Here is a 12,198-nt window from a genome sequence, read left to right on the forward strand (position 1 = left end):
CGCCGCAGGGCGTCCCGGCCGTGCGGCCGGCCCTCAGAGTCGCGGATCGACCGCCTCGGACTCCAGCGCCAACACCGCGAACACCGCCTCGTGCACCCGCCACAGCGGGTCGCCGGCGACGAACCGGTCGAGCGATTCCTGGCCCAGGGCGTACTCCCGCAGGGCCAGCGAGCGCTTGTGCCCGAGGTGCCGTTCCCGCAGCCGGACCAGGTTGTCCGGCTCGGTGTAGTCGGGCCCGTAGACGATGCGCAGGTACTCCCGACCACGCACCTTCAGACCCGGCTGCAGCAGGCCCTTCGGGCCGCGGGTCGCGCCGACCGGCTTGACGACCATGCCTTCCCCGCCGCCGGCGGTCAGCTCCGTCCACCACGCCGTACCTGCGGCGCAGGACTCCTCGTCGGCGGTGTCCACCAGGTGCCGACGGGTGGTGCGGATCAGGTCGGGGGCGGCGGCCACCAGGCGGTCGGCGAGGGCCAGATGCCACAGGTGGTCACGGTCCCGGCCGAGGAAGCCCTCGGCGGCCAGGAGCTGGAACGGGGCCAGCGCGACCCCGTCGAGCCCGTCCACGGGCCAGCAGTACCGCCGGTATGCCGCGACGAAGCCGTCGGCGTTCGCCGACCGGGACCGGGTGCGCGTCAGCAGATCCCCGACGTCCACCCCTTTGGCGGCCGCCTGCTCGAGGCCGGCCACGGCGGTGGGCAGCACGGAGCGGGCGGCCGCCCCGACGGGCGCGAACTGACCGCGCAGCAGATCGACCGCCTTTGCCGACCACGGCAGGAGTTCACCGTCCAGGATCAGCCACCCGGTGCCCAGCTCGTCCCACAGCCCGGCCGCGTCGACCGCTGCCCGCAGCTTCGCGAGCAGGGCCTCGGTGGTCGGCCGGTCGAAGAACGCGCGCCCCGTCCGGGTGTACACCGCCCCGGTCTCCCCGTCCTGCGCCCCGAAACGCGCTGTCGCGACGGCGCTGTCACGACAGAGGACGACGACGGCCCGCGACCCCATGTGCTTCTCCTGGGCGATCACCTGGGTGACCCCCGCGGCCCCGTAGGCGGACCAGGCCTCGGCCGGATGCTCCAGCACGTCCGACAGCGACGAGGTCGCCACCGGTGCCATCGTCGGCGGCAGGTACGGCAGCCACCGCGGCGGCAGGGCGAAGCGCGACATGACCTCCAGCGCGCCGGCGGCGTTCTCCGCCCGCACGCTGACCCGGCCGTGCTGGGACGTCTCCACCGTCCGCGCACCCAGCACCTCGGCCAGGTCCAGGGCGTCCGGCGCGCGCTCCGCAGCCGGCGTCACCGGGCCCAGCGGTCGGGTCGGCTCGTACCAGACCTGGTGCGCGGCAACGGAGACGAGCTCACGCTCCGGGTAGCGCAGTGCCGTCAGCCGGCCGCCGAAGACGCAGCCGGTGTCCAGGCACATCGTGTTGTTGACCCACTCCGGCTCGAGCGTCGGGACGTGCCCGTAGAGCACCGTCGCCGCACCGCGGTAGTCCTGCGCCCACGGGTAGCGGACCGGCAGGCCGTACTCGTCCGTCTCCCCCGTCGAGTCGCCGTACAGCGCGAAGCTGCGCACCCGACCGGACGCGCGGTTGTGGTAGCTCTCCTTCAGCCCGGCGTGCGCGACGACCAGCTTCCCGTCGTCCAGCACGAGATGGGCGACCAGACCGTCGCACCACTGCGCGACCTCGGCGCGGAATTCCGCCGACTCCCGGTCGAGCTGGTCCAGGGTCTCGGCCAGACCGTGGGTGCGCTGCACGTCCCTGCCGCGCAGCGCCCGGACCAGCTTGTGCTCGTGATTGCCCGGCACCGCCAGTGCGTGTCCGGCCCGGTGCATGCCCATGGCCAGGCGGAGCACGCCGACCACGTCGGGACCCCGGTCGACCAGGTCGCCCAGGAAGATCACCCGCCGGCCCTGCGGGTGCACCGCGTCCACCGGGCGCCCCTGCCCGTCCCGGACCACCGCGTACCCGAGCCGGTCGAGCAGCTCGACGAGCTCGGCGAGGCAGCCGTGCACGTCACCGATGGCGTCGAACGGACCGTGGTCGTCCCGACGATCGCTGCGCAACGGCTCCCGGACGATCCGGACCGCGTCGATCTCCTCCTGGCTCCGCAACACGTGCACGGTGCGGAAGCCCTCCCGGGCCAGCCCACGCAATGACCGGTGCAGCTCGTTCACGTGACGGCCGATCACCCGGGGCGGCAGGACGCGGTCGGCCCGGGCGAGATTGCGCTCCTGCAGCAGCTTCTCGGGGAGGTCCAGGACGATGGCCACCGGCAGCACGTCGTGGTCGCGGGCCAGTTCGAGCACCTGCCGACGCGAGTCCCGCTGCACGTTCGTCGCGTCGACGACGGTCAGCCGGCCCGCCGTCAACCGCTTGCCGGCGACCACGTTCAGCACGTCGAACGCATCCCGGGTGGCGGCCTGGGAGTTCTCGTCGTCGCTCACCATCCCGCGGAACACGTCGCTGGAGAGCGTCTCGTACGGCCCGAAGTGCCGGCGGGCGAAAGAGGACTTGCCGGACGACGACGCACCGACCAGCACCACCAGGGACAGGGCCGGGATCTCCAGCACGTTCTCGGCCACGTCGGGCGCGCTCATGCGGACCGCCTCTCGGACACGTCGGCGTCGACCCGGGTGAACACGGCCAGCTGGGTGGACGGGCCGACCTCGGGATCGTCCGGGCCGACCGGTTCGAGCCGGACGGTGTAGCCGTGCTCCGCGGCGACATCGTCCGTCCAGGCGGTGAACTCGGCCCGGGTCCACTCGAACCGGTGATCCGGGTGCCGCATCCCCCCGCCGGCCAGCGCGGGATAGCGGACGTTGTGATCGGCGTTCGGCGTGGTCAGCACCACCGTGCGCGGGCGGGCGTCGGCGAACACCGTGCGCACCAGCGCCGGCACGGCCTCCGGTTCCAGGTGTTCCACCACCTCCATGAGCACCATCGCGTCGTACCCGGCCAGCCGCCGGTCGCGGTAGGTCACCGACGACTGGAGCAGCTGCAACCGGGCCCGCTGGGCGTCCGGCATGCGTTCCAGCGCGAGCCGCTTCTCCGCCCGGGCGAGCTCCCGGGCGGCCACGTCGACGCCGACCACCTCGCTGAACGCACCCTCCCGCAGCAGCGCCGCCACGAGATGTCCCTCCCCGCAACCCATGTCGACGACGCGGTTCGCCCCGGCGGCCCGCAGCTCGGTCAGCACGGCCTCGAGCCGCAGCCGGGCCATGCCGGGCCCGGCCACGGGCGTCGTCGCCGTCGGCTCGCCCTTCTCGTCGGTGTCGTCAGGGTCGTCGGGGTCGTCGGCGGTCAGCCGGGTCCGGGCCTCGTCGACGAGATCCCGCTGACGGGCCAGCGACCGCCGCAGGATCAGGTCGCGCTCGGGGTGGTGGGCGAGCCAGTCGCCGCCGGCCCGGGCGAGCTTGTCGACCTCGTCGTCGCCGACCCAGTAGTGCTTGTCGTCGTCCAGCGCCGGCAGCAGCACGTAGAGCTGGGTCAGCGCCCGGTCCAGCGGCATGGTCGCGGTCAGCTCGGCGTCCACGAACCCGGACGGCCCCCACTGACCGAACTCCTCGTCCAGCGGCAGGCGGGTCTCCCGCACCGTCCAGCCCAGCGGTGTGAACCACCGGCGCACCAGGTCCCCGTCGCGCCCCGCCGGAAGCACGGGGATGCGCACGGTCAGCGGCAGCGGCCGGCCGACCAGGTCGGGGCGGGCGGTGCACCGGCCGTGCAGCGCGCTGCCGAACACCCGCGGCAGGGCCACCGCGAGCAGGGAGGACGCCACGTACGGACGGTCGTTGACGTACCCGTCGAGCGCGACGGGTACCCGCCCCCGCACCAGGGCCACCGGGTCCACCTCGACGAACAGCGCCGCCGTGCACCGCGCTGCCGTCGCCTCCGGATAGAAGACGTGGGCCGTCCCCGCCGACACCGCGAAGCTCTGCGCCCGACCGGGGTGCTTGTGCAGCAGGAAGCCCAGATCGGTGGCGGGCGCGTCGGGATCGTCGGACGTGGTGGTGATGGTCAGGTACACCCGGGCAGTCTGTCCGACGCCCCCGCTCCCGGCCATCGGTTTCGGCGTCCGTGCGCACAGCCGAGGCACAGGCTCCCGACAGCGAGGACCGAGCCCGGCCGCCGAGAGTGGGTGCAGACCGGCGGAGAGCGTGCCGGTACCGCCGCCCGTCATTCCTCCCCCGATCCCAGGAGACCCGCCATGCGCAGCACCCCCGCCGTCCCCACGCACGAGGGCCGCCCGCTCCCCCGTCCGGACGAGGAGGTCGTCGACCAGGGCCTGGCCTTCGACATCGGCACCCTGATGGGACGGCGGCGGATGCTGCGCACCCTCGGACTCGGCGTGGCCGGCCTCGGTCTCGCCGCCTGCGGGACGGCCGCGACCAGCGCGAACGCCACCACGTCGGCGGCGGCGACCTCGTCGGCCGCGTCCTCGTCGGCCGCCTCCTCCGCCGCGGCATCGGGCAGCGAGATCCCCGACGAGACGGCCGGCCCGTACCCGGGTGACGGCTCCAACGGCCCCGATGTGCTCTCCGAGAGCGGTGTCGTCCGCAGCGACATCCGCTCCAGCTTCGGCGCGTCCTCCGGCACCGCCGAGGGGGTGCCGATGACCCTGCGGTTGACCATCCGGGACCTGGCCAACGGCGGGGTGCCGTTCGCCGGGGTCGCCGTGTACGTCTGGCACTGCAACGCCGCTGGCGAGTACTCCATGTACTCCGAGGGCGTCACGGACCAGAACTACCTGCGCGGCGTCCAGATCGCCGATGCCGACGGGGTCGTCAGCTACACCAGCGTCTTCCCGGCCTGCTACAGCGGCCGCTGGCCGCACATCCACTTCGAGGTCTACCCGGACGAGGCCGCCATCACCGACGCGACCAAGGCCATCGCCACGTCCCAGGTCGCCCTGCCGAAGGACGTCTGCGACGCGGTCTACGCCACCGCGGGCTACGAGGAGTCCCCGGCCAACCTCGCGCAGGTCACCCTGCAGTCCGACAACGTGTTCGGCGACGACGGCGGTGCTCTGCAACTCGGGTCCGTGACCGGCGACGTCACCCAGGGGTACGCCGCCAGTCTGAACGTGGGTGTGGACACCACCACCGCCCCGACCGGCGGGTCCGTGCCCGGCGGCGGCGGGGGCGGCGGACAGGGCGGCACCCCGCCGACCGGCGGCACGGGCGGACCCGGCGGCACACCGCCCACCGGCCGGATGGGCACACCGCCGTCCGGGGCGCCGGGTGCACCGACCACCGGCGCCACGACGACGGCCTGACATCGAGCCGCGCCCGGGCGGCGACAGACCTGCCGGCAATAACGACACGAGCCGACAACGACAAGAGCCCCCGGCCGCTCACGCGGCCAGGGGCTCTGTCGTCTGTCTCAACCAGAGTGGGCAAGGGGGGAGTTGAACCCCCACGTCCTTTCGGACACACGGACCTGAACCGTGCGCGTCTGCCATTTCGCCACTTGCCCAGTGACGGGAACGAGGTTAACACGCCCCACGGGGACTCCCGGACCACCGGCCCGGGCCCCGTCCGGGCGGGCCGGCACGTCCACTCGGACGGCTCGATCCGGCGGATACCACGCAACCGACCCTGCAGCTACACGTCACCGTTACGATCGGTCCGTCCTGCGACCAGGGGACCGCGAACGAGGGGGTGGCGATGCGCGCACTGCAGAACATGGAAAGACGGCTGCAGGGCGCCGTCGGGAACACCTTCGCGCGCCTGTTCGGCGGCAAGGTGCAACCCGCCGAGGTCGCCGACGCCCTCCAGGGGGAGGCCCAGGCCCACCTGCAGCAGCAGGGGGGCCGGACGGTGGCCCCCAATGCCTACTCCGTGGCACTGGGCCCGACCGATCGCGAGCACTTCGGCGGCGAGCGCACCCAGGTCGAGGCGGCCCTGTCGGACATGATCGACGAGTATCTGCAGGAGCAGGGCTGGGACACCTTCGGCGACGTGGCCGTCACCCTCGAGGAGTCGGCGACCCTGCACACCGGTCAGTTCCGCATCAGCTCGTCGGTCGACCCCGATGTCGACCGGCGCTCCCGCAGTCCGAGAGCAGGGGTGGGTCAGATGTCGCAGCAGCCCGACCACGGTCGGCCCGAGCACCAGGCGGACCGGGCCGGCGCCCCGGGTCCGGACGCCGAGGCCGGCGCGGATCAGCGCGGCACCGCACTCCCGAGCTTCACCCCCGGGTCTCCCTACCAGGCCGGACCCGCCGCGGGCGCCGATCAGGACCAGCTCGCGTACGACCCGCCGCACCACGGCCAGGGCGGCCAGAACCAGTACGGGCCCCAGTACGACCCGGCGCCCTACGGTCAGCAGTACGGCCAGCAGCCCGCATATCCGGACCCCGCCCAGCAGCCCTACGGCCACTCCTACGGCGGGTCCCCGCAGTACGGCGGCCAGAGCGACGGCCAGCAGTACGGCCAGCCCTCCGGCGCGCCGCAGTACGGGGGCCAGTACGCCCCGCCGCCCGCGGGCCAGCAGTACGGCGTCGCCCCCTCCGGCCAGCAGTACGCCGGTCAGCAGTACGGCGGCCAGCAGTACGGGCAGCAGTACGGGCAGCAGTACGGCCAGCCCTACGGAGACCAGCAGTACGGCGCCCAGCAGTACGGCGCCCAGCAGTACGGCGGGCAGGGCCACGACCAGCAGGGCCGGCCGTCCGGTGGGGGCGGGTACGGCGCCGGTTACGGCGAGGCGCAGTACCAGCCGGAGCGCGAGGCCACCGCGGTGCTCGCGGTCGAGGACGGCTCGAACCGCACCTACCGGCTGCAGCGCGGTTCCAACGTGCTGGGGCGTGGGCAGGACGCCGCGTTCCGCCTGCCCGACACCTCCGTCTCGCGTCGTCATGCCGACGTCTACTTCGACGGGCACACCGCCGTGCTGCACGACCTCGGTTCCACCAACGGCACCACCGTCAACGGGTCCTCGGTGCAGACCTGGCAACTCGCGGACGGGGACGTGATCAGCCTGGGGCACTCCGCTGTCAGGTTCTCGAGCCGGACCTGACGGCGGGATCCACATGCCGGCACTGATCCTCCAGCTCACCAGAATCGGATTCCTCATCCTGCTCTGGCTGTTCGTGCTGGCCGCGATCCGGGTCATCCGCGCCGATCTGCGCGTCGGGGCCGACGTCATCGCCCGCCGCGAGTCCTCCCGTGGGCGACGGCGTGAGCAGTCCTCCCCCGCCCGCCCCGCCGTGCCCACCCCGGCGGGGCGGATGGTGCCGGGCACGCTCGTCGTCACCGCGGGTTCGCTGGCCGGCACCCGGCTCAAGCTCGGCCCGGGCCCCATCCTGATGGGCCGCGCCGAGGACTCGACCCTGGTGCTGGACGACGACTACGCCTCCACCCGGCACGCCCGGATCCTGCAACAGGGTCAGGAGTACTTCCTGGAGGACCTGGGTTCGACCAACGGCACCTACCTGGACCGGGCCCGGATCACCTCACCCACCCCGGTCGCCATCGGCGTGCCCATTCGCATCGGGCGCACCGTGATCGAGCTGCGCCCGTGACCCGGACCCCCGGGGGGCCGCCGCGATGACCCACGAGCTGCTCTACGCGGCACGCACCGATCGCGGACTGCTGCGCTCCAACAACCAGGACTCGGTGTACGCCGGACCCCGCCTGCTGGTGGTGGCCGACGGCATGGGCGGGCACGCGGCCGGCGACATGGCCTCCCGCCTGGTGGTGAACGCGTTCGCCCCCCTGGACGAGCAGCCGACCGCGACCAACCTGTTGCGCGGACTGGCCACCGCCGTCCGGCAGGGCAACGCCGCCATCGCCGACGTGGTCGACGGCAATCCCGAACTCGACGGCATGGGCACCACCGTCACCGCGTTGCTGTTCGCCGGGGACAGGCTCGGCATGGCCCACGTCGGCGACTCGCGCGCCTACCTGTACCGCAACGGCGTCCTTCACCAGCTCACCCACGACGACACCTTCGTGCAGTCGCTGATCGACGACGGCCGGATCACCGCGGACGAGGCCGCCCACCATCCCCAGCGTTCACTGCTGCTCCGGGCCCTCAACGGCACCGACCTCGACCCCTCGCTGACCACCCGCGAGGTCAGCGTCGGCGACCGGTACCTGGTCTGCAGTGACGGCCTGCCCGCCGTCGTCTCACCCGAGGCCGTCGCCGACTCGCTCGGCAACGCGGGCGACCCGGCCGCCACCGCCGACGCGCTCATCCAGCTGGCGCTGGCCGGGGGCGGCCCCGACAACATCACCGTCATCGTCGCCGACGTCGTCGAGACCGGGGTCGACGACGAACCCTGGGCGGCCCAGGACCCGGACGCCACCGGCCCGATCGGCTCGTTCGCCTCCGTGCGGATGACCCAGGAGATGCCCCGGGTGCCCCTGCCCGGCATCCCGGAGGACCCGCCGGCCCGACCGGAGTTCGTCACTGCCCCGGACGACGACGACTGGGCCCAGGACGACGACGACACCGACCCGGACGACACCGACGACGACTGGGCCGACGACGAGAGCGACCCGGACACCGCGGCCACCGCGCCCGTCCGCACCGGTGCCGCCGCCCCCGCCGCCGGCCTCGCCGCCCCCACCCGGGCCCGCAGCTGGCGTCGCCGGGGCGCGTTCACCCTGGCTCTGGTCGTACTGGCCGCCGTCGCCGTCGGCGGGTCGCTGCTCTGGGTGCAGAGCCAGCACTTCGTCGCCGCGCAGGACGACGAGGTCACCGTGTTCCGCGGGGTCAACGGTTCGCTCTTCGGCTGGCGGCTGTACTCGGCCGAGGAGGGGGCCTGCACCCCCGGCCTGAACGACTGCCGGCCGCTGCTCGTCGCCGATCTCGTCCCGGCCGCCCAGGACCAGGTGGTCGCCGGCATCCAGGCCGGCACGCTCGCCGACGCCCGCGGGGTGGTCAGCCGCCTGGCCGGGCAGCTGCTGCCCGCCTGCGTCGTCCCGCCCGCGGTGTCCGCCACCCTGAGCGCCGGCACGTTCCCCGAGACCACCGGAGCCACGCTGCCCACGTCCACCGGCCCGTCCCTGGTCGACCCGACGTCGTCCGCGCAGACCGTCCCGGAACCCGGTACCGGTACCGGTACCCAGGAGAACGGCACCCCGGGAAACCCGGCCACCGGGCCCACCGTCCCGACGACCCCCGCGTCCTCGTCGGGCACACCGTTGTCCTCCGCGGCCCCCCAGCCGGGCGTCACCTGCCGGGTGACCGGATGACCGGCGTCCAGCCCCGGGTCGGCGCCACGACGCCCCCCGCCGACGAACCCCGCCCGACCGGCCGCGCCGCCGAACTCGGCCTGCTGGTGTTCGCCGCCGTCCTGGTCACCGGTGCGCTGATCATCGTGGAGCTCAACCAGAGCCGGACGATCAGCTGGGACCTGGCGTCCTACGGCGGCGGCTACCTGGCCGCACTGGCCGTCGCGCACCTGCTCATCCGCCGCTTCGCCCCGTACGCCGACCCGCTGCTACTCCCGTTGGTCGCGCTGCTCAACGGCCTCGGGCTGGTGATGATCTACCGGCTCGACCTGGCCGCCCAGGTCAGCGCGGCCAACCGCGGCGAGGACCCGCCGACGTCGCAGACCTCGCTGCAGCTGGTGTGGACCGGGCTGGCCCTGGTGCTCTTCCTGCTCGTGCTGGTGATCATCCGCGACCACACCGTGCTGCAGTCCTACGCCTACACGCTGGCCTTCGCCGGGCTGGTGTTCCTGGCGATCCCGGCCGTGCTGCCGGCGCGGTACTCGCAGGTCAACGGCGCGCAGATCTGGATCAAGGTCCCCGGGCTGTTCTCCATTCAACCCGCGGAGTTCGCCAAGATCGCGCTGATCGTCTTCGCGGCCGCCTTCCTCACCGCCAAGCGGACGGTGCTGTCCACCGCCGGCAAGAAGGTGTTCGGGCTCGTCCTGCCGCGGCTGCGGGACCTGGGCCCGCTGGTCGTCGCCCTGGTCGTCGCGCTCGCCGTGCTGGTCCGCGGCAACGACCTGGGCACCACGCTGCTGCTGTTCGGCACGATGCTGACGATGATCTACCTGGCCACCGGTCGGGTGTCCTGGCTGATCATCGGACTGCTCGGGTTCGTCGGCGGCGCCCTGCTCGCCTACCAGCTGTTCAGCCACGTCCGGGTGCGCGTCAACATCTGGCTGCACCCGTTCGACGACCCGCTGGGGTCGGGCTACCAGCTCGTCCAGTCCCTCTTCGGGATGGGCACCGGCGGCATCTTCGGCACCGGCCTCGGGGCCGGACGGCCGGACATCGTCCCGTACGCGTCGACGGACTTCATCACCGCCGCGCTCGGTGAGGAGCTGGGCCTGGTCGGGCTGACGGCGATCCTGCTCTGCTACCTGATCCTGGTCTCCCGCGGGCTGCGCACCGCTCTGCTGGTCAAGGACGGCTTCGGTTCACTGCTGGCCGGCGGGCTCGCGTTCTCCCTCGCCCTGCAGGTGTTCGTCATCGTCGGCGGCGTCACCCGGCTGATCCCGCTGACCGGACTGACCACGCCGTTCCTGTCCTACGGCGGCTCCTCGCTGCTCGCCAACTACGTGATCCTGGCGCTGCTGGTGCGCATCTCGGACTCCGCCCGGCGCCCGGAGATCCGGCCCGTGCGGGTCGCCGCGCCGATCACCGAGGCGGCCACCGAGATGGTGCCCGTGGTCGGTCGGGCCTCGGCGCCGGCCACCTCCCCCAGGGGCCGTGACGGGGAGGCCGACCGATGAGGCGGCCGCTGCGCCGGGTCGGCGGCGCGGTCATCGTCCTGATCGTCGCGCTGCTGCTGAACATCACCTGGATCCAGGTGGTGAAGTCCGACGACTACCGCACCGACCCGAACAACCGCCGCACGCTGGTGGCCGAGTACAGCCGACAGCGCGGGCAGATCACCGCGTCCGGCGGTGTGGTGCTGGCCCGGTCCGACCCGGTGGACGACCAGTACCGCTACCAGCGGGTCTACCCGGAGGGCCCGGTCTACGCCGGCCTCACCGGCTACTACTCGATGCGCTACGGCCCCACCGGCCTGGAACGGACGGAGAACGATGTGCTGTCCGGGGAGAGTGCGGACCTGTTCGCCGGCCAGCTGTCCGATCTGATCACCGGGCGCGACCCCCGCGGCGGGAATGTCGAGCTCACCATCGTCCCGGCCATCCAGCAGGCCGCGTACACCGCGCTGACCGAGAAGGGCTACACCGGCGCCGTGGTCGCGCTGCGCCCGGACACCGGGGAGGTGCTCGCCATGGTCTCCACCCCGTCCTACGACCCGAACCCGCTGGCCGGGCACTCGGACGCCGAGCAACGCGCCGCCTACAACGCGCTGGTCGCCCCGCCGGATCCGGATGCCCCGTCACCGCTGCTGAACCGGGCCGTGGCCAACGTCTACCCGCCGGGTTCGACGTTCAAGCTGATCGTCGCGGCCGCCGCCCTGCAGCGTGGGGACACCGTCGACACCCCGGTCACCGGAGCGCCGACGATCACCCTGCCCGGCACCGGCGGAGCCACCCTGTCGAACTACATGGGCGAGAACTGCGCCGAGGGCGACGGTTCGCAGGTCACCCTGACCCAGGCGCTGGCCCACTCCTGCAACACCGCGTTCGCCGAGGTCGCGATGAGCCTGGGTGCGGACGCGGTCAAGGAGGAGGCCGGCGGATTCGGCATCGGTGACGGCTCGACCACCGACGAGGGCGACGGCGAGCTCGGCCTGGACGTCGTGCCCTCCCGCATCGGCCAGATCCCGGACATCGCCGCGCTGGCCCAGACCGGCATCGGCCAGCGCGACGTGGCCGTCACCCCGCTGGCCATGGCCGAGGTCGTCGCCACCATCGCCAACCACGGCGAGCGGATGGCCCCGCACCTCATCGCCCGGACCACCAAGCCGGACCTGTCGGTCATCTCGGAGACCGAGCCGACCTCGCTGGGCCAGACCGTCCCCGTCGACGTGGCCGACTCCGTGCGCGACATGATGGTGCAGTCCGAGAAGGAGACCCCGGGGTCCGGCGGCATCGCCGACCTGGTCATCGCGTCGAAGACGGGGACCGCCGAGCACGGCAGCGACCCCAAGAACACCGCGCCGCACTGCTGGTACGTCGCCTTCGCCCCGGCCGACAACGCGCCGATCGCGGTGGCCGTCATGGTGGAGAACGGCGGGAACGGTGACCTCGCCGCGACCGGGGCGAAGGTGGCCGGGCCCATCGGGCGCGCCGTCATCGCCGCCGCGCTGAGCGGGGGGCTGTGA

8 protein-coding genes and 1 tRNA gene are annotated in these 12,198 nt (G+C 73.1%); 6 read left to right on the forward strand and 3 right to left on the reverse strand.

Going from position 1 to position 12,198, the window contains the following annotated elements:
* Nucleotides 1–33 precede the first annotated feature (33 nt).
* The gene (locus J2S58_RS10795; protein ID WP_306828185.1) at nucleotides 34–2,598 is read right to left on the reverse strand and encodes a polynucleotide kinase-phosphatase; all 2,565 of its coding nucleotides are present in this window, start codon (nucleotides 2,596–2,598) and stop codon (nucleotides 34–36) included.
* Entirely contained in the window at nucleotides 2,595–4,025 is a 1,431-nt protein-coding gene (locus J2S58_RS10800; RefSeq protein ID WP_306828187.1) for a 3' terminal RNA ribose 2'-O-methyltransferase Hen1, read from the reverse strand. The genes J2S58_RS10795 and J2S58_RS10800 overlap by 4 nt, the downstream gene beginning before the upstream one ends.
* 180 nt (nucleotides 4,026–4,205) lie before the next feature.
* Between J2S58_RS10800 and J2S58_RS10805 the strand changes: the two genes are divergently transcribed.
* Complete coding sequence (locus tag J2S58_RS10805; RefSeq protein WP_306828189.1) at nucleotides 4,206–5,273, forward strand: intradiol ring-cleavage dioxygenase; 1,068 nt, start codon at nucleotides 4,206–4,208, stop codon at nucleotides 5,271–5,273.
* Between the two features lie 117 nt (nucleotides 5,274–5,390).
* Here J2S58_RS10805 and J2S58_RS10810 read toward each other — a convergent pair.
* A tRNA-Leu gene (locus J2S58_RS10810) sits at nucleotides 5,391–5,473 on the reverse strand.
* A 191-nt stretch (nucleotides 5,474–5,664) separates the two neighbouring features.
* Between J2S58_RS10810 and J2S58_RS10815 the strand changes: the two genes are divergently transcribed.
* Genes J2S58_RS10815 through J2S58_RS10835 form a run of 5 tightly spaced genes read left to right on the forward strand, consistent with a single transcriptional unit; the run spans nucleotide 5,665 to nucleotide 12,198 of the window.
* Nucleotides 5,665–7,014 carry a DUF3662 and FHA domain-containing protein gene (locus tag J2S58_RS10815; RefSeq protein ID WP_306828191.1) on the forward strand — a complete coding sequence of 450 codons (1,350 nt, stop codon included), beginning with the start codon at nucleotides 5,665–5,667 and terminating at the stop codon, nucleotides 7,012–7,014.
* Nucleotides 7,015–7,027: 13 nt separating this feature from the next.
* Nucleotides 7,028–7,519, forward strand: coding sequence for an FHA domain-containing protein FhaB/FipA (locus tag J2S58_RS10820; protein ID WP_306828193.1), 492 nt, complete (start codon nucleotides 7,028–7,030; stop codon nucleotides 7,517–7,519).
* Between the two features lie 25 nt (nucleotides 7,520–7,544).
* Nucleotides 7,545–9,197 carry a PP2C family protein-serine/threonine phosphatase gene (locus J2S58_RS10825; RefSeq protein ID WP_306828196.1) on the forward strand — a complete coding sequence of 551 codons (1,653 nt, stop codon included), beginning with the start codon at nucleotides 7,545–7,547 and terminating at the stop codon, nucleotides 9,195–9,197.
* Nucleotides 9,194–10,690: an FtsW/RodA/SpoVE family cell cycle protein gene (locus J2S58_RS10830; RefSeq protein WP_306828198.1), complete on the forward strand. Its 1,497-nt coding sequence runs from the start codon at nucleotides 9,194–9,196 to the stop codon at nucleotides 10,688–10,690. Before J2S58_RS10825 ends, J2S58_RS10830 begins: the two co-directional genes overlap by 4 nt.
* Nucleotides 10,687–12,198 carry a peptidoglycan D,D-transpeptidase FtsI family protein gene (locus tag J2S58_RS10835; RefSeq protein WP_306828200.1) on the forward strand — a complete coding sequence of 504 codons (1,512 nt, stop codon included), beginning with the start codon at nucleotides 10,687–10,689 and terminating at the stop codon, nucleotides 12,196–12,198. Before J2S58_RS10830 ends, J2S58_RS10835 begins: the two co-directional genes overlap by 4 nt.

It is taken from the genome of Nakamurella flavida, from assembly GCF_030811475.1.
GTDB classification, from domain to species: domain Bacteria; phylum Actinomycetota; class Actinomycetes; order Mycobacteriales; family Nakamurellaceae; genus Nakamurella; species Nakamurella flavida.